Below are 17,168 nucleotides of genomic sequence, written 5' to 3'. Positions count from 1 at the left end.
TTTTTATTACCGGATCATTTTCATAGCCAGAGCTTTTATGGCGAATTGTGCGAAAAATTTTACTTGCATTCAGAGTTTGAAGTATATATGATAGATAAGAAACAACTAAAGAGATTGGAAGATGAATGAATATGACATACAAAGAAGCGGAAGCTTATATTAATAGTGTACCGAAGTTTACATCAAAGAACAAACCAGAGAATACCATGGAACTGATTCGACGACTGGGGCATCCGGAACGTCACATGAAAGTGATTCACGTGGCTGGTACAAACGGAAAAGGCTCTGTCTGTGCATTTTTATCTTCGATGCTGACAGAAGGTGGAAAGAGGACCGGATTATTTACATCCCCTCATCTGGTTAAGATCAATGAGCGTTTTCAGATTAATAATGAACCGGTCAGTGATGAAATTTTTCTGGATGCGTATGAACGGGTAATGAAGCTGGTAGAAGAGATGCAGAAGGATGGCTTTTATCATCCGGCATATTTTGAACTGCTTTTTGCCATTGGTATGGTGATCTTTGAGAAAGCACAGGTAGAGTATCTCATTCTGGAGACAGGGCTGGGCGGCAGACTGGATGCTACGAATATAGTAGAAAAACCGGTTGTAACAGTGATTACATCTATCAGTCTGGATCATACAGAGATTCTTGGAGATACCATCGAAGAGATTGCAGGAGAAAAGGCAGGCATTATCAAACAGGGTATACCGATTGTGTATGATGGAAGAGAAAAGCGCGCAGAGAAAGTGATTCTGCAAAAGGCAGAAGAAGAGAATGCGAAAGCGGTTCCGTTGTATGAAGAAAAACTGAGTATACAGGGATCTACAGACCACAGTGTGGATTATCTGTTTGATGAATCATTTTATCAGGGACATGTGATTACCGTGCCATATCTTGCACCGTATCAGGTGAGAAACAGTGCACTGGCACTTCTTGCAATGGAAGAGATTGATCCGCAGCACGAGATCGGTCTTGAGACACGTCTTCAGGCAATCCGGGATACCAGATGGCAGGGAAGAATGGAGACAGTACTGCCAGGCGTGATCGTAGACGGTGCGCACAATGAAGATGGCGTCCATGAATTTGTACGTACGCTCAGACAGGTAGGAAGCAGCAGAAGAATCGTGATGCTGTTTTCGGCAGTAGTTGAGAAGAATTATGAAAAAATGGTACATACTATCTGTGACACCGGCTGTATTCAGGAAGTGGTCGTTACCGAGATTCACGGAAGCAGAATTGTTCCGGCAGAAGAACTGGCAGCAGTCTTCCGAAAGTTTACCAGTGTACCTGTCACTGCCATCAGCAGTATCGAAGAAGCTTTTGACACTGCTATGGTGAAAAAGGGAGACGGACTTCTGTTTTGCGTTGGATCCCTGTATCTGGTAGGCGAAGTGAAGAAAGTGATAGAGGAGAAGAAGCATGATTAATTACGAAGAGGAACTGAAGAAGTTTCATCCAAGCCTGGATGTGAATGAAGCTGAAGATGCAATCTATAAAAGAGATTTTACCGATGTTACTGATATTCTGAAAGAGATGATTCAGGAAGAAAAGAACAAGAAAAGATAAGGGGGACACGCTATGAGATGTATTTACTGCGGGACACCTTTATCTGCCATTGATTACTGTACCGGATGCGGAGCAGATGTGACACTTCAGAAGCGTATTGTCAGGATATCGAATCTTCTCTATAATGAAGGACTGGAAAAGGCAAGCGTCAGGGATCTGTCCGGAGCGATTTCCTGTCTGAAGAGAAGTCTGAAGTTCAACAAGGAAAATATTGACGCCAGGAATCTGCTGGGACTTGTTTATTATGAGACAGGGGAAGTGGTATCTGCATTAAGTGAATGGGTAATCAGCAAGAATACCGTAGAAGAAAATAATGCTGCAGACTTTTATATTGCAAAACTGCAGGCGAATAAGAATAAACTGGATACTATTAACCAGACGATCAAAAAATATAATCAGGCACTGCTGTACTGCAAACAGGATGATGAAGATATGGCTGTGATTCAGCTGAAAAAGGTTCTGTCACAGAATCCGAACCTGATCAAGGCATATCATCTTCTGGCACTGGTATATATGAAGCAGCAGGAATATGAAAAGGCAAGAAAGCTTCTGAAGAAGGCTGCTCAGATTGATACAACAAACACTACCACACTGCGGTATCTTCACGAGATCGAGGAAGCAACCGGTGTGGGAACCAACCTGAACAAAGGCGGCAAACGGTTCCGTAAGATGGTAGACGGAGAAGAAAAAGAACCACGTATGCTGGGACCTGTTTCCTATAAGAATGGGAACGATGTGATTATCCAGCCGACGACTTTCCGTGACAGTTCTGCCATGGCAACTTTCCTGAATATTTTTATGGGATTTGCTCTGGGGGCAGCACTGATCTGGTTCCTTGGAATTCCGGCCAATACCAGGAAGATTAACCAGGAAGCAAGCAAGTCTGTAACAGATGCCAATACCAAGCTGGCTTCAGAGACAGCAAAAGTGACCAGTCTGGAAAAAGAGATTGAGGATTACCAGGCAAAGGTAGATGATGCCAATAAGACAATGCAGGATGCACAGGATAAAGCAGATGGGTATGATACCCTTTTGAAAGCGGCAAATGAATTCCTGGCAGGAGATCAGAATACGGCGGGTGCTACTCTGGGGGATATTGAGGCAGACAGTCTGGAAGGGGAAGCCAAGACTCTGTATGAGACGATGACCAGCAATGTTAAGGGGGCTATGTACAGCACACTGTACAGTGAAGGAGCAACCGCATATTCTTCAGGAGATTATAAGAAGGCAGCGGAGGCCTTGAAAAAGGCAACAGAAGCGGATAACAGCCAGTATGACGCATGGTATTATCTGGCATTCTCTTATTACAATCTGAATGATACCGAGAATGCGGACAAGACCTTTGCAGAGATCATTGTTCGTTTTCCACAGTACGAAGAATTGCTTTCACCGTATATCACAGACAGTTCTGTTCTGACGGCAGCCAAGTCAGGTAAGAGTACGGGCGGCAAGAAGGACAGCACCACGGACAGTACGACAGATAGCGCAGAGACAGATGCACAGAACAGTACGGATTCACAGGATACTTCAGCCAGTCAGGACGGTGGTACTGTGGATGTATCCGACTATACTGATGGAACTGGTCAGGATAACGGCTACAGTGATACCACATCCGGTTATTACGATGAGAGTGGAAACTGGATACAGATTTATTAAAACTTAAACAAAAGAGGAACCTCTGAGTGTGGGGACTGCTGCAGTAATGCAGCGGTTCCTTTTTTGTATCTGTTCAGTACCTTCGCAGACAGTGGAACCTGAATAGTTATCATTTTTTATCATTGAAAAGGAGAGCATAGATGGAGCAGTATTTTGAAGTGGCAGGTACCGATTTGTTCATCTGCCTGCCAGAAGAGGTGGATCATTTTAATTCAGAAAAGATCCGAAGGGAGGCAGACCGGATTTTACAGAGCAGGAATATAAGAAGGATCATTTTTGATTTTTCCCAGACACAGTTTATGGACAGTTCTGGTATTGGAGTGATTATGGGACGCTATAAAAATATGCGTTTTATGGGAGGAACGGTCACAGCGGTACACGTTAATGAACGGATTCGCAGAATCCTTACTTTATCAGGTGTTTATAAGATGCTGGATATATCAGATATGAGATGACTTCCGCCTTTTCAGGTGGCAGGCAGCAAATTGTTTTAAGGGGGAAACCATGAGCGAGACGAATGAAATGAAACTGGAGTTTGACAGCCGCCCGTGCAATGAGAGTTTTGCCAGAGTAGCGGTGGCGTCATTTATGACACAACTGAATCCCACACTGGAAGAGGTGGCAGATGTGAAGACGGCACTTTCGGAAGCAGTGACCAATGCCATTGTACACGGATATCAGAATGAAGTAAAAAAAATACATATTGAATGCCATATTCAGGATCAGGTACTGGAGGTTAAAGTGACAGATTATGGAGTTGGAATTGAGGATGTGGAACTTGCCATGCAGCCAATGTATACAACAAAGCCGGATGAAGAACGATCTGGAATGGGATTCGCATTTATGGAAGCATTTATGGATGAACTGGAAGTAGAGTCAGCACCTGGAAAAGGCACAACTGTATGGATGAAGAAAAGAATAGGAAGATTTGAAAGGAAATAGGCATGGATCGTACCCTGTGGCTGATTGAATGTGCACACAAGGGGGATAAAAAAGCAAGAGAGACGGCAGTGCAGGAAAACATGGGACTGGTCAGGAATGTGGTAAAAAGATATCAGGGAAGAGGCGCAGAAAATGAGGATCTGATCCAGATCGGATGTATTGGACTTCTGAAGGCAATTGATTATTTTAACCTTGAACTGGAAGTATGTTTCTCAACATATGCTGTACCCATGATTGCCGGAGAAATCCGGCGTTTCCTGAGAGATGACGGGATGCTGAAAGTCAGTCGTTCTATGAAAAATACAGCATATCAGACGTCCAGAATCAGGGAGCAGCTGATTCATCAGCTGGGACGAGAACCGACCATTGATGAGATTGCACAGCAGGCCGATGTGCCAAGAGAAGAAATCATCATGGCAATGGAAGCATCTACGGAGATAGAGTCTTTGCAGACAGCCGTTTACCAGTCAGATGGAAATGAGATCTGTCTGGAGGACAGAGTGGAGGATAAAAAGGACTCTGTAAATGAACTGGTGAATCATGTCTTTCTTTGCAGTGTGCTGGAACAATTGGAACCGGAAGAACGAGATTTGATACAGATGCGTTATTTTGATGAAATGACACAACAGCAGATTGCAGAAAGGATGGAAAAAACACAGGTGCAGATATCCAGAATGGAGAAAAAGATACTGAAAAAAATGCGTTTATGTATAAAAGACTGATCTGTGGGAATGCTAGAAACAAAAGAAACAGAACATCCGAACGGATGCAAAAACACAGGAAAAGAGGATTCATGTGGCGAAAGAGACTTTATATCTGAAGATTGACGGTAATGTGCTGGTGCATCAGAAAAACCTTACGATAAAAGATATCGCACAGATTACATGTAGTAACACTTCTTTAAAGAACCGGATACAGGTACTGAAACTGAAAGATTTTCATCTGACCAGACCGGGAAGATATGTGAAGTCTGTTGTGGAAGTACTGGATATGATTCATGCCGAGTATCCTGAAGTAGAAGTGGAGAATCTGGGCGAGGCAGATTTTATTATTACTTACGAAGAAAAAAAGAAAAAAAGCAGGCCAATAGCATATCTGAAGACAGGAGCAGTCAGTGTTCTGAGTTTTTTCGGGGCTGCGTTTTCTATTATGACATTTAATAACGATGTGGATATACAGGGGCTGTTTTCGGATATCTATCAGCTGTTTACAGGTCAGACATCGGATGGATTCACAGTGCTGGAATTATCTTATTCATTTGGACTGGGAATTGGGATTATTCTCTTTTTCAATCATTTTGCCGGAAAACGAATCGAAACAGATCCGACACCGCTGGATGTGCAGATGCATACGTATGAACAGGATGTCAACCAGACGATTATGTCCGCTTATGCCGCACGAGAGCAGCAGAAAGAACAGTGAGGCATACAGAATGAATATACAGAATGTGATTATGGCGGTCAGTGCTTTCAGCTGTGGCTTTCTGGTGGCGGGAGGTGTCATTGCTCTGATTGTGGGACTTGGTATTGTAACACGGCTGGTGGGAATTACCCATACAGCAAAAGAAAACCGCTGGTATGAAAGTATGATATTTACAGGAGCTATTTTGGGAAACATGCTGACGGTTTACCGGATTCCGCTGTCTCTTGGCAGGCCAGGACTGCTGATACTGGGAGTATCCGCTGGCATTTATACAGGAGGCTGGATCATGGCACTGGCAGAAATGGTGCATATGTTTCCGATTTTTTCCAGAAGAATCGGGATTACCACAGGAATCAGTATGATTATCTGGAACCTGGCATTGGGGAAAATCCTCGGCAGCCTGTTGCAATTCTACATGAACTGGTAAAGGAGAAAAACATGGATAAAGAGCAACAAAGAAATCAGGCTTATCAGGAATATGTGAAAAAGGTAACTCCAAAACACAATGTGATTTTGAACTGTCTGAAAGCATTCGTGACAGGGGGAATGATCTGTACAGTGGGACAGGCAATCCTGAACGCAGGACAGGCACTTGGGATGGATACAGAGACTGCAGCAGGCTGGTGTGCCATGCTTCTGGTACTGATCAGTATTATTATGACTGCAATGGGCTGGTATCAGCCACTGGCAAAATTCGGGGGCGCTGGAACACTGGTTCCGATTACCGGTTTTGCCAATTCTGTGGCTGCACCGGCCATTGAGTTCCAGAAAGAAGGACAGGTATTTGGAATAGGCTGTAAGATTTTTAATATTGCAGGTCCTGTCATTCTGTATGGTATTTTTACAAGCTGGGTGTTGGGAGTAATATACTGGCTGATTTGAACAAAAACAAGAGGGTTCAGATGAAAAAAATATAATTATTGTAAAATGCAGTTTCACTTCTGTGGCAAACATGGTATAATTATCACCAGAAACTTGAGGAGTGAGGACAATGCTTTTATTATTTTTTCTTGTATGGATAATTTTTAACGGGGCGATTACAACGGAGATTCTGATCTTTGGAATTGTAGTTGCCTTTTTGATGTTTGGTTTTGTCTGCAAATTTATGGATTACAGCTGGCAGAAGGAGAGTCTGCTCATCCGGCGCAGCGGGTATTTTCTGCTGTATCTGGGCAATCTTCTGATTGAGATTGTAAGGGCAAATGTTGCTGTCTGCCATTTTGTATTGTCTGGGACAAACGAGGTCGAACCGATCATGGTGTCTTTCAGAACTACTTTGAAGTCTAATCTGGCAAAGGTGATTCTGACGAATTCGATTACGTTGACACCAGGTACGATTACGGTGTCGCTTCACGGAGATGAAGTGATTGTCCACTGTCTGGATCGTTCCCTGGCTTACGGAATGGAGGAATCGTCCTTTGTGAAAATGCTGGAACACATGGAAAGGATAGGTGAGACACATGGAAATCATGAGTAAATGTCCATGGCTGTTTGCTGTGATACTGATTTATCTGGCATGTCTGCTGTTTTTGTGTCTGCTCAGGGCAGTAAAGGGACCATCCATCGCAGATCGTCTGATGGCAGTCAATATGATGGGAACCATGGTTATGGTAATTATATCGATTTTAGCGCTGTACCTGCAGGAAGGATATTTGGTAGACATCTGCCTGATTTATGCCATGATCAGTTTCCTGGCGGTAGTTGTGCTGACGAAGGTATATACCGGAGTGTATCTGGAACGAAAGGAGCAGGAACAGAACCGGGAAGAAGTTACAGAAGAAAAGGAGGAGAAGGAACATGGTAATTCTTAGCTGGCTGCGTTTTGCACTTGGAGTGATTTTTTTACTGATTGGTATGTTCCTTTTCGGAATACAGATCATTGCGCTGTTTAAGTTTGACTATGTATTGAACAGAATGCAGGCTGCGGCAATGGGAGATACCCTGGGAATCGGCAGTTCCCTGCTGGGTTTGATGCTGCTGTCAGGATGGAATTTTACAACACTGAAGCTGGCACTGGTAGTGATCTTCCTGTGGTGTTCTTCACCGGTATCGTCGCATTTGATTGCCAGACTTGAGGCAGTGACGAACCCGGATGTGAAGCATCGGTGTGAGATGCCGGAGGAGATTTGTGAGAGCCTTGAAAAACAGAGTCAGCAGAGAGGAGAAGAGTGATGAAGATATTTGAATATATGCTGCTGGCATTTCTGGTTCTGTGCGCAGTATCCGTCAGCTTTTCCAGGAATCTGCTGAATTCTATTCTTATTTTTATGAGTTTCAGTCTGATTATGTCTATTATGTGGATTCTGTTACAGTCCCCGGATCTTGCTATTACGGAAGCTGCAGTGGGGGCAGGTGTAACGACCATTCTGTTCTTTGCCACGCTCAAAAAGATCCATGCCATGGATGAAGAAAAAGACCAGGATGAGACAGAGAGCAGGAGGAAAGAAAAATGAAAGGAACTGACAATCGCTGCGGAGGAATCAAAGCCTTCTGGCGTGCAGTATGGGAAAAGGACGAAAGTGATTCCCAGCCGGAAATACTAAAACTGGAACGGGAGTATATTCCGGATGAACATGCAATTTTGAAGCATCGCCGGGACCATGACAGAATGATAGAAAAGACATATGATATCGAACACAACCGGATCTATGGATTTTTCAGAAGATTTTACAGAGTGGCAGGGCTGCTGTGTGCCATGGCACTGATTCTCATTCTTTTGGTGCAGGTATCTTACCTGCCGCCTGTGGGAAATAGCCATAATCCAGGTAGCAATGAGGTGGCAGCAAAGTATATTGAAGATGGATTGCAGGATACGGGAGCTGTGAACATTGTAACCGGTATGATTCTGGATTACCGGGCGTTTGATACTTTTGGTGAGTCGAACGTGTTGTTTATTGCCACCTGTACAGTTTTGATTCTTCTGCGTAATGACAAGAAAAAAGGAAAAGACAGTGCAGAGGAAGAAGAGAAAAGAGACAGTTATTATGAACCGAAAAACGATGTGATTTTGCAGACGATTACCGGAGTACTGGTACCGATTATTTTCATTTTTGGAATATATGTAATTCTGAATGGCCATCTGTCACCGGGAGGAGGGTTTTCGGGTGGCGCCATTATCGGTGCCGGACTGATTCTGTATCTGAATGCCTTTGGATTTAAGAAGACAGAACGATTCTTTACGGAGAAGACCTATAAGTGGGTGAGTTTTAGCGCCCTGACATTTTACTGTCTGGCTAAAAGCTATTCTTTTTATACCGGCGCTCATCATCTGGAGAGTGGGATTCCCTTGGGAAAAGCGGGAGCCATTATCAGCAGTGGACTGATTCTTCCACTGAATATCTGTGTGGGAATGGTTGTGGCTTGTACTATGTATGCATTTTTTGCATTATTCCGGAAAGGAGGATTCTGATCTCATGATAGTTTTTGGAGCAAACTTTATTTCCAATATCGGAGAAGAGGTGGCGATGCTGCTGTTTGGTATCGGTTTTGCCAATCTTCTTTTTCAGAAAAATCTGATCCGGAAGATCATTGGTCTGAATATTATGGATTCATCGATTTATCTGTTTCTGGCAGAGAAAGGCTATATTGAAGGTCGTCTGGCTCCCATTGTGGTAAATGGCATTCAGGATGTAGATACCTATATCAATCCGATCCCAAGTGGGCTGGTGCTGACCGGAATCGTGGTATCCGTATCGGTTACGGCATTGATGCTGTCACTGACAGTACGGTTATATAAGAGATATCATACGCTGGATCTGGACGAGATATCAGCCAGACTGAAGAAGGAGGGACGTTAATGGCTTTTGTACAGAATGTGCCTTTCTTCTCTATTATTTTGTCCATGTTTTCAGGAATTATCAGTTCCGTTCTTCCGGAAAAACAGGCAAAATGGCTAAACACGGCAGTCATTACCCTGGTGGGGGCCATGTCAGCATGGCTGTTGTCTTATATGCTGAAGGTTGGTGGAAGCTATACATTCATGATGGGACATTTCCCTGCGCCGTGGGGCAATGAGATTCGTGCCGGTGCACTGGAAGCGTTGATGGCACTCATTTTTTCTATTATTATGCTGCTATCTCTTCTGGGTGGAAGAAAGAAACTGAAAGATGAAGTGGAGATTACCAAACACAATATTTATTATATCCTGACAGATTTACTGCTCAGTTCCCTGCTGGCACTGATTTATACCAATGACCTGTTTACGGCTTATGTATTTGTAGAGATCAACACCATCGCTGCATGCGGACTGATTATGATCCGGCAGAACGGACGGACCATTGTGGCAGCAGTGCGGTATATGATCATGAGCCTTTTGGGTTCAGGTTTGCTGTTGATGGGGATCTGTATGCTCTATGACCTTACAGGGCATTTGTTGATGTCTAATATTCAGGAGTCGGTACAGCAGATTATGCAGGAGAGCAGTTATCAGGTGCCGATGATGATTACCATCGGTCTGATTACAGTTGGACTTTCCATCAAAAGTGCTCTGTTTCCGTTTCATGCATGGCTGCCGGATGCCTATGGATATTCAACTGTATCTTCTGCAGCAATGTTATCCAGTCTGGTATCGAAAGGGTACATATTTCTGCTGATTAAGATCTTTTACCGTGTGATTGGAATTCATATTATCCGTGGCAGTCATATCCTGAACGTATTATTTGTATTTGGTCTTTGTGCTATGATATTTGGCTCAGTCAATGCAATCTGGGAAAACGATATTCGCAGGATGATCTCCTTTTCCTCTGTTGCACAGATTGGATATATCTATATGGGATTTGGACTGGGAACGGAAGCCGGGATGGTAGCAAGTGTATTTCATATTCTGATGCATGCTGCAACCAAGTCCATGCTCTTTATTTCAGCCATCGGACTGACAGATGCATCCAATGGAAGCCGACATTTTTCTGAACTGACCGGTTCCGGTTACCGTAATAAGATTGCAGGAGTGGGATTTACCGTGGGTTCTCTGTCTATGGTAGGGATTCCCTGCTTTGCCGGATTTGTGAGCAAGATCCTTTTTGCACAGGCGGCTGTAGCACATAATGCACCGGTGAAGATTTTCCCGACGGTCATTGTGCTTGCCATCAGCACAATTCTGAATGCAGTTTATTTTCTGAAAACCGTTATTCGGATCTATGTGCCGGAAAAACGTGCATATGAAAAGAAACAGGGATATCTGAGTTTCAGACTGTCAGAACAGAAGATGTATGGCATTACCATTATCTGTTTTATTTTGCTGAATCTGGTTCTGGGCATGATGTCCCAGCCGATTGTTCATATTATTGAGATCGGGCTGCAGAATTTTTCATAGGGGGAGTAGAAAATGTCTGATATCATTTTGCTTTTATTGAATATGTGTTTCCCCGTGCTGGCAGGACTGGAGATGCTTCTGAACCGAAAAGAAGGTTCACAAAAAGAACTGGCACGTAAGGCGTTGACAGCAATGATTATAGCGGGCTGTTTCCTGATTCTGAATGTGTCAGGCAAAGAGAAGTCTGTGCTGTTGTTTTCCATTGGAAGTGAACTGCCGGTGTATTTTCATATGGATGCCCTTGGCAGACTGTTGGCAGCAGTGGTGACGGTTGTCTGGACAGCATCCATCTGTTTTGCGGGAGAATATATGAAAAAAGAAGAAGACCAGAAACGTTTTTTCGGATTTTTTCTGGTGGTGTATGGGGTGTTGATGGCACTCTGTTATGCAGGTAATCTGGTGACCTTTTATCTGTTTTATGAAATGATGACACTGACCACAGTGCCGCTGGTACTGCATACCAGAACCAGAGAGGCAATTACGGCGGGCATCAAGTATCTGCTGTATTCCCTGTGTGGTGCTTACCTGGTATTATTCGGAACATATGTATTAAACCATTATACAACTTCTCTGAATTTTACTCCGGGAGGCACGTTGAACCTGGCAGCAGTAACAGGTCATGAGACGCTGATTCTTACAGCAGCATTTCTGATGATTCTGGGATTTGGTGTAAAAGCTGGTATGTTTCCACTGCACGGCTGGCTGGCAACTGCTCATCCGGCGGCACCTGCACCGGCAAGTGCGGTACTGTCAGGTGTGATTGTAAAAATGGGGGTGCTGGGAGTAATCCGTGTTGTATACGAGATTGTCGGAGCGGATTTTATACGTGGTACCTGGGTACAGAAGACATGGCTGACGCTGGCGCTGATTACTGTATTTATGGGATCTATGCTCGCTTACAGGGAAAATCTCCTGAAGAAAAGGCTCGCCTATTCTACGGTAAGCCAGATTTCCTATATTTTGTTTGGACTGGCACTTTTACAGCCGGAAGCTATGACAGGAGCCATGCTCCATGTGGTATTCCATGCATGTATCAAGTCCTGCCTCTTCCTGTGTGTGGGAGCAGTCATTTTCCGTACAGGAAAAACAAAAGCAGATCAGATACGTGGAATCGGAAAAGAAATGCCGGTGACCATGATCTGTTATACCATTGCATCACTGGCGCTGATTGGAATTCCGCCAGCGAGTGGATTTATCAGCAAATGGTATCTGGCAGAAGGGGCACTGGATTCAGGCATATCTGTATTTTTCTGGCTGGGACCGGTAGTGCTGCTGATCAGTGCACTGCTGACAGCAGGATATCTTTTGCCGGTTACGATGAAAGGATTCCTGCCGGGTGATACATACGATTATGCACATCTGGAGAAAAAAGAACCTGTAAAAGCCATGGTAATACCGGTTGCAGTGCTGGCATGTCTGTCACTGCTTCTTGGAATATTCTGTGGTCCGCTGGTACAGTATGCGGGACAGATTGCGGAGGTTATGTTATGAGTCAATACTGGATGCTGATTGCAATATTGTTGCCGATTGTGGGGGGAATACTGGTAAAAGTGATTCCTTTTTCCGACCGGCGAATTATGAAGATTTATCTGGAATGTATCATGATCGTAACATCTGTGATCGTGTTTCTTCTGGCAGGAATGCGTCCGCAGGGAAAACTGGAAGTGGTGCATTTCATGCAGGATCTGTCTATTTCTTTTCGAATAGATGGCATGTCCATGGTATTTTCCGTGCTAGTGGCGGCGCTCTGGCCTCTTGCCATGCTGTATTCCTTTGAATATATGGAACATGAGAAACACCAGAGAGTTTTTTTCATGTTTTATTCCATTACGTATGGGGTAACACTGGGTATCTCCTATGCGTCGGATATGCTCAGTATGTATTTCTTTTATGAACTGCTGACTCTGGTAACTGTGCCATTGATTTTGCACAGTCTTAGTCGTCAGGCCATTCATGCGACAAGGAAATATCTGTATTATTCCCTTGGAGGAGCAGCATTTGCTCTGATTGGTATCGTTTTTCTGATGGTATATGGGAATCAGCTTGACTTTGTCATGGGTGGAGTGCTAAATCTGGAGAAGATCGGAGATAAGAAGCAGGTGCTGTTGGTAGTGTATCTCATTGCCTGTATGGGATTTGGTGTAAAAGCCGCCATGTGGCCGATGGGATCCTGGCTTCCGGATGCAGGTGTGGCACCAACGCCGGTAACAGCACTGCTTCATGCAGTAGCAGTGGTAAAAGCAGGAGTATTTGCCATTATCCGTCTGACCTATTATAGTTTTGGAACAGAATTCCTGCGTGGCACCTGGGTACAGGCGGTTGTGATGGCTTTTGCTATGTTTTCTATTGTATATGGCTGTACCAGGGCTGTTATGGAGCGACATATCAAGAGACGTCTGGCATATTCAACGATCAGTAATCTTTCGTATATTATTTTCAGTGCGGCAATTATGACACCTCTGGGACTGGTTGGAGCGTTGACGCATATGATATGTCATGCCTGCATGAAGATCTGTTCTTTTTTGTGTGCGGGTGCAGTGATGCATCAGACTGAAAAAATGTATATTGATGATCTGAATGGTTATGGCAGAAAAATGCCTGTGGTATTTGGCTGTTTTACGGTATCTGCATTGGGGCTGATGGGAGTTCCGGGACTGGCGGGCTTCATCAGTAAATGGAATATTGCAAAAGCGGCTGTTGCCAGTGAGCGTCTGCAGGCGTATCTGGGTGTGGGATGTCTGCTGATTTCTGCATTTCTGACTTCTATTTATATGATGTCCATTGTGTTCAGAGCTTATTTCCCGGGCAGGAATTTCCGTTATGAGGATATCGAAGAGGTAAAAGACCCTTCCTGGCGTATGTGTCTGCCATTGATGTTGTTTGCGCTGGCGGTGATCTGTCTTGGACTGTTTTCCGGTCCTCTGGTGAGATTTTTCACAGATGTAGCCAGTGGAATGTATTAGAAAGGAGGAAAGAAAATGGGAGAAACACAGATATATTTACTGGCATGGATCGTATTCTTTCCTCTTGCAGGAGCGGGAGTGACTTATCTGGCCGGAAGAACGGATAAACGTTTTCGCGACTATATGGCGTGTGCAGTTGCTGTGATAGAATTTCTGATGACGATGATCATACTGATCACCATGAAGGATCAGACGGCAGGTGTGGAGCTTCCGGGAATCTGTCAGATGGGACTGAAGTTTGAGACGGATGGTTTCCGTGCAGTATATGGAACTGTGGCAGCTTTTATGTGGATGATGACCACACTGTTTTCTACAGAGTATTTCCGGCATTACCGGAATCGAAACAGATATTATCTCTTTATGATTATGACACTGGGAGCAACAGAAGGAGTTTTGTTTTCCGCAGATCTGTATACTACCTTTATCTTTTTTGAAATGATGTCTTTTACTTCTTATGTCTGGGTTGCCCAGGATGAGAGAAAAGAATCCCTGCGGGCGGCAGAGACCTATCTTGCTATTGCCGTGATCGGAGGGCTGGTTATCCTGATGGGACTGTTTTTACTGTATCATCAGACCGGAACATTGATGATTGATGATCTGTATCAGGCATGCCAGGGAAAGAATGTGCTGGCAGCCTGTGTATGCATGTTTGTGGGATTTGGGGCCAAGGCAGGAGCCTTTCCGCTTCATATCTGGCTTCCAAAAGCACATCCGGTTGCACCGGCACCTGCCAGCGCGCTGCTTTCCGGTATCTTGACAAAGACTGGAATCTTCGGCATACTGGTAATCAGCTGTAAGATTCTCTTTCACGATGCAAGGTGGGGCACTTTTGTATTGCTGGTGGGAGTACTGACCATGGTAGCAGGAGCGGTTCTGGCGGTATTTTCCATTGATATCAAACGGACGCTGGCGTGTTCTTCTGTTTCACAGATCGGATTTATTCTGGTTGGAATCGGTATGCAGGGACTGCTGGGTGAAGAAAACATACTGGCAGTGAGAGGAACCATGCTTCATATGGTGAATCATTCCCTGTTTAAACTGACACTTTTCATGGCAGCGGGTGTGATCTACATGAATCTCCACAAGCTGGAGCTCAATGAGATCAGGGGATTTGGAAGAAATAAACCACTGCTGAAGCTGGCATTTTTAAGCGGAGCGCTGGGAATCGGCGGTGTGCCGCTTTTTTCCGGATATATCAGCAAGACACTGTTGCATGAAAGTATTGTAGAATATGCCGGCATAGCAGGAAAGAGTGACCAGATTCTTGGAGTTCCTGATATCAGGTTGGTGGAATGGCTGTTTCTGATCAGTGGCGGTTTGACGGTTGCTTATATGTTAAAACTGTTTATGGCAGTATTCGTGGAAAAAAACAAAGACCGGCAGCGTCAGAAGGCATATGATGACCTGAAGGGCAGCTATATGAATACAATGAGCAAGATCGTACTTGGAATTTGCGCAGTTCTGTTTCCACTTATGGGAATCCTGCCAGACCGTTTTATGAACTGGATGGCAGATCTGGGACAAACGTTTATGGGAGCAGAAGAGGCAGCAGAGCAGATATCCTGGTTTGGCATGACGAATCTTTCCGGAAGTCTGATATCTGTTTTACTGGGGGCAGCAGTATACCTGCTGGTGATCCGCGGATGGATGATGAAAAAACAGGCAGATGGGTCAAAAGAATATGTGAACTGCTGGCCGGCAGTTCTGGACCTGGAAGATTATCTTTACCGTCCGGTGCTGCTTCAGGTCCTTCCGGCTGTGGCAGGCGGTGTATGCAAAGTATTGGATAAACTGGTGGATGTATTCGCGAAGATCCAGCCGCTGGCGGCTTATGTCGAAGCAAGCTTTTTTAATACGATTCAGGATCCTGTCATTGTGGAAATGAAGAAAGACATTTATCATGGCAGTGAAGAGCCGGATGATCCGGAGGAGGGCAACCCGGTAACACATGTATTGGGAAGATGCTGCAATGCAGTAAAACATTTGCTCAATGCCACTATATGGAAGAAACATCCATGCAAGACGGATTTTAAACACAAGTTTGCACTTCGTTATGAACAGTTCCGTGAGAATATGATGCTAATAGGAAGAAGTATGTCATATGGACTGCTGCTGTTTTCTCTGGGACTGTGCATTACCCTGATTTATCTTCTGATCGCAGCGGTACGAATGGCTTAAGAGGAGAAATTATGAAAAAAATACTGTTAATTGCAACGGGTGGAACGATTGCATCAAAATACACAGAGAAAGGGCTGGCTCCCCAGATCGGAGCCAGTGAGCTTTTATCCTATGTGCCAGAGGCAAAGGAGTTCTGTGAGATTGACCATATTCAGCCTTTTAATCTGGACAGCACTAATATCTGTGCCAGACAGTGGATGGAGCTGGCTGCCCTGATTGAGAAAAAATATGAATATTATGACGGATTTGTCATTTGTCATGGAACAGATACCATGGCGTATACGGCGGCAGCCCTGTCCTATCTGATTCAGAACAACCTGAAGCCGATCGTGGTGACAGGAGCACAGAAGCCGATTGATCTGGCAATCACAGATGCCAGAGCCAATCTTCTGGACAGTCTGCGTTTTGCGGCACATCCGAAAGCACACGGGACCAATATTGTATTTGGCGGTTCTGTCATTGCCGGAACCAGGGCGAAAAAGGAGAGATCCAAGAGTTATAATGCCTTTTCCAGTATCAATTACCCGGATATTGCCGTGATCCAGGATCGGCGGATTGTATTTTACATTGATGACAAGAACCATGTGACAGACCGCATTCGTTTTTACCATGATCTGGATGAAAAAGTATTTTTACTGAAACTGATTCCTGGAAGTAACGCATCCATCATAGATTCTCTGTGTGACAGTGTGGATGCACTGATTATTGAATCTTTCGGAGTAGGAGGACTTCCGGATTATGGAGATGATGAATTCTATCAGGCAATCCGGCGCTTTGTGGAAAAAGGAAAGATTGTTATTATGGCAACTCAGGTGACTCATGAAGGCAGTGATATGACCGTTTATCAGGTGGGAAAAATGATCAAAAGAGAATTTTCTCTACTGGAATCTTATGACATGACACTGGAAGCGACGGTTGCCAAGACCATGTGGGCGCTTCATGAGAGTACGGATCAGAATACATTCAGGGAAAAATTCTATAAAAAAATCAATCATGATATGATGTTCAGTCCGGAACAATAGGAAATAAAATAGAATCCTGTTTCCAGGATTCTATTTCAGTTTTGTATTCGTTCTGTTCCCTATGAGCAGACATAAGCAGATAAATATAAGAAGAGATACCGCAAA

At 44.3% G+C, this 17,168-nt stretch carries 20 protein-coding genes; all 20 read left to right on the top strand.

Annotated elements, in window-relative coordinates; translation table 11 throughout:
* Window positions 1-131 precede the first annotated feature (131 nt).
* Complete coding sequence (locus H8716_RS14650) at window positions 132-1,430, top strand: bifunctional folylpolyglutamate synthase/dihydrofolate synthase (protein WP_249309779.1); 1,299 nt, start codon at window positions 132-134, stop codon at window positions 1,428-1,430.
* Window positions 1,423-1,569: a hypothetical protein gene (locus tag H8716_RS14645; protein ID WP_249309778.1), complete on the top strand. Its 147-nt coding sequence runs from the start codon at window positions 1,423-1,425 to the stop codon at window positions 1,567-1,569. Before H8716_RS14650 ends, H8716_RS14645 begins: the two co-directional genes overlap by 8 nt.
* 12 nt (window positions 1,570-1,581) lie before the next feature.
* On the top strand, window positions 1,582-3,225 hold the full coding sequence (locus tag H8716_RS14640) for a tetratricopeptide repeat protein (RefSeq protein WP_249309777.1): 1,644 nt from the start codon (window positions 1,582-1,584) through the stop codon (window positions 3,223-3,225).
* A 140-nt stretch (window positions 3,226-3,365) separates the two neighbouring features.
* Window positions 3,366-3,680, top strand: coding sequence for an STAS domain-containing protein (locus H8716_RS14635; protein ID WP_249309776.1), 315 nt, complete (start codon window positions 3,366-3,368; stop codon window positions 3,678-3,680).
* A gap of 49 nt (window positions 3,681-3,729) precedes the next feature.
* A complete protein-coding gene (spoIIAB, locus tag H8716_RS14630; RefSeq protein ID WP_249309775.1) occupies window positions 3,730-4,167 on the top strand; it encodes an anti-sigma F factor in 438 nt (145 codons plus the stop codon).
* A 2-nt stretch (window positions 4,168-4,169) separates the two neighbouring features.
* Window positions 4,170-4,889, top strand: a complete 720-nt coding sequence (locus tag H8716_RS14625) for a SigB/SigF/SigG family RNA polymerase sigma factor (protein ID WP_249309774.1) — start codon at window positions 4,170-4,172, stop codon at window positions 4,887-4,889.
* A gap of 73 nt (window positions 4,890-4,962) precedes the next feature.
* On the top strand, window positions 4,963-5,589 hold the full coding sequence (locus H8716_RS14620; RefSeq protein ID WP_249309773.1) for a stage V sporulation protein AA: 627 nt from the start codon (window positions 4,963-4,965) through the stop codon (window positions 5,587-5,589).
* Window positions 5,590-5,599: 10 nt separating this feature from the next.
* Entirely contained in the window at window positions 5,600-6,016 is a 417-nt protein-coding gene (locus H8716_RS14615; RefSeq protein WP_249309772.1) for a stage V sporulation protein AB, read from the top strand.
* 11 nt (window positions 6,017-6,027) lie between these two features.
* Entirely contained in the window at window positions 6,028-6,471 is a 444-nt protein-coding gene (locus H8716_RS14610) for a SpoVA/SpoVAEb family sporulation membrane protein (protein ID WP_249309771.1), read from the top strand.
* Window positions 6,472-6,580: 109 nt separating this feature from the next.
* Window positions 6,581-7,066 (top strand): Na+/H+ antiporter subunit E, encoded by a 486-nt coding sequence (locus H8716_RS14605; protein ID WP_249309770.1) that lies wholly within the window; start codon window positions 6,581-6,583, stop codon window positions 7,064-7,066.
* Window positions 7,050-7,400: a monovalent cation/H+ antiporter complex subunit F gene (locus H8716_RS14600; RefSeq protein WP_249309769.1), complete on the top strand. Its 351-nt coding sequence runs from the start codon at window positions 7,050-7,052 to the stop codon at window positions 7,398-7,400. Before H8716_RS14605 ends, H8716_RS14600 begins: the two co-directional genes overlap by 17 nt.
* Window positions 7,387-7,761, top strand: a complete 375-nt coding sequence (locus tag H8716_RS14595) for a cation:proton antiporter (protein ID WP_249309768.1) — start codon at window positions 7,387-7,389, stop codon at window positions 7,759-7,761. The genes H8716_RS14600 and H8716_RS14595 overlap by 14 nt, the downstream gene beginning before the upstream one ends.
* Window positions 7,761-8,042: a hydrogenase subunit MbhD domain-containing protein gene (locus H8716_RS14590; protein ID WP_249309767.1), complete on the top strand. Its 282-nt coding sequence runs from the start codon at window positions 7,761-7,763 to the stop codon at window positions 8,040-8,042. The genes H8716_RS14595 and H8716_RS14590 overlap by 1 nt, the downstream gene beginning before the upstream one ends.
* Complete coding sequence (mbhE, locus tag H8716_RS14585) at window positions 8,039-8,998, top strand: hydrogen gas-evolving membrane-bound hydrogenase subunit E (protein WP_249309766.1); 960 nt, start codon at window positions 8,039-8,041, stop codon at window positions 8,996-8,998. Before H8716_RS14590 ends, mbhE begins: the two co-directional genes overlap by 4 nt.
* Before the next feature lie 4 nt (window positions 8,999-9,002).
* Window positions 9,003-9,386, top strand: a complete 384-nt coding sequence (locus H8716_RS14580) for a sodium:proton antiporter (protein WP_249309765.1) — start codon at window positions 9,003-9,005, stop codon at window positions 9,384-9,386.
* Window positions 9,386-10,900 (top strand): complex I subunit 5 family protein, encoded by a 1,515-nt coding sequence (locus H8716_RS14575; protein ID WP_249309764.1) that lies wholly within the window; start codon window positions 9,386-9,388, stop codon window positions 10,898-10,900. Before H8716_RS14580 ends, H8716_RS14575 begins: the two co-directional genes overlap by 1 nt.
* 12 nt (window positions 10,901-10,912) lie before the next feature.
* On the top strand, window positions 10,913-12,391 hold the full coding sequence (locus H8716_RS14570) for a complex I subunit 5 family protein (protein ID WP_249309763.1): 1,479 nt from the start codon (window positions 10,913-10,915) through the stop codon (window positions 12,389-12,391).
* Window positions 12,388-13,863, top strand: coding sequence for a complex I subunit 5 family protein (locus tag H8716_RS14565; RefSeq protein ID WP_249309762.1), 1,476 nt, complete (start codon window positions 12,388-12,390; stop codon window positions 13,861-13,863). The genes H8716_RS14570 and H8716_RS14565 overlap by 4 nt, the downstream gene beginning before the upstream one ends.
* Window positions 13,864-13,878: 15 nt before the next feature.
* Window positions 13,879-16,041, top strand: coding sequence for a complex I subunit 5 family protein (locus H8716_RS14560; RefSeq protein WP_249309761.1), 2,163 nt, complete (start codon window positions 13,879-13,881; stop codon window positions 16,039-16,041).
* Window positions 16,042-16,052: 11 nt separating this feature from the next.
* Window positions 16,053-17,063 (top strand): asparaginase, encoded by a 1,011-nt coding sequence (locus H8716_RS14555; protein WP_249309760.1) that lies wholly within the window; start codon window positions 16,053-16,055, stop codon window positions 17,061-17,063.
* Window positions 17,064-17,168 lie beyond the last annotated feature (105 nt).

This window comes from Jingyaoa shaoxingensis, from assembly GCF_014385005.1.
GTDB classification, from domain to species: domain Bacteria; phylum Bacillota; class Clostridia; order Lachnospirales; family Lachnospiraceae; genus Marvinbryantia; species Marvinbryantia shaoxingensis.
The sequence above is the reverse complement of the archived record's forward strand: the minus strand, read 5'-3'. Positions and strand labels throughout refer to the sequence as shown.

Bases quoted from the DNA above. Each gene is read 5' to 3' on its own strand.
- H8716_RS14650 (WP_249309779.1), top strand. From the start codon at position 132: ATGACATACAAAGAAGCGGAAGCTTATATTAATAGTGTACCGAAGTTT.
- H8716_RS14645 (WP_249309778.1), top strand. From the start codon at position 1,423: ATGATTAATTACGAAGAGGAACTGAAGAAGTTTCATCCAAGCCTGGAT.
- H8716_RS14640 (WP_249309777.1), top strand. From the start codon at position 1,582: ATGAGATGTATTTACTGCGGGACACCTTTATCTGCCATTGATTACTGT.
- H8716_RS14635 (WP_249309776.1), top strand. From the start codon at position 3,366: ATGGAGCAGTATTTTGAAGTGGCAGGTACCGATTTGTTCATCTGCCTG.
- spoIIAB (WP_249309775.1), top strand. From the start codon at position 3,730: ATGAGCGAGACGAATGAAATGAAACTGGAGTTTGACAGCCGCCCGTGC.
- H8716_RS14625 (WP_249309774.1), top strand. From the start codon at position 4,170: ATGGATCGTACCCTGTGGCTGATTGAATGTGCACACAAGGGGGATAAA.
- H8716_RS14615 (WP_249309772.1), top strand. From the start codon at position 5,600: ATGAATATACAGAATGTGATTATGGCGGTCAGTGCTTTCAGCTGTGGC.
- H8716_RS14610 (WP_249309771.1), top strand. From the start codon at position 6,028: ATGGATAAAGAGCAACAAAGAAATCAGGCTTATCAGGAATATGTGAAA.
- H8716_RS14605 (WP_249309770.1), top strand. From the start codon at position 6,581: ATGCTTTTATTATTTTTTCTTGTATGGATAATTTTTAACGGGGCGATT.
- H8716_RS14600 (WP_249309769.1), top strand. From the start codon at position 7,050: ATGGAAATCATGAGTAAATGTCCATGGCTGTTTGCTGTGATACTGATT.
- H8716_RS14595 (WP_249309768.1), top strand. From the start codon at position 7,387: ATGGTAATTCTTAGCTGGCTGCGTTTTGCACTTGGAGTGATTTTTTTA.
- H8716_RS14590 (WP_249309767.1), top strand. From the start codon at position 7,761: ATGAAGATATTTGAATATATGCTGCTGGCATTTCTGGTTCTGTGCGCA.
- mbhE (WP_249309766.1), top strand. From the start codon at position 8,039: ATGAAAGGAACTGACAATCGCTGCGGAGGAATCAAAGCCTTCTGGCGT.
- H8716_RS14580 (WP_249309765.1), top strand. From the start codon at position 9,003: ATGATAGTTTTTGGAGCAAACTTTATTTCCAATATCGGAGAAGAGGTG.
- H8716_RS14575 (WP_249309764.1), top strand. From the start codon at position 9,386: ATGGCTTTTGTACAGAATGTGCCTTTCTTCTCTATTATTTTGTCCATG.
- H8716_RS14570 (WP_249309763.1), top strand. From the start codon at position 10,913: ATGTCTGATATCATTTTGCTTTTATTGAATATGTGTTTCCCCGTGCTG.
- H8716_RS14565 (WP_249309762.1), top strand. From the start codon at position 12,388: ATGAGTCAATACTGGATGCTGATTGCAATATTGTTGCCGATTGTGGGG.
- H8716_RS14560 (WP_249309761.1), top strand. From the start codon at position 13,879: ATGGGAGAAACACAGATATATTTACTGGCATGGATCGTATTCTTTCCT.
- H8716_RS14555 (WP_249309760.1), top strand. From the start codon at position 16,053: ATGAAAAAAATACTGTTAATTGCAACGGGTGGAACGATTGCATCAAAA.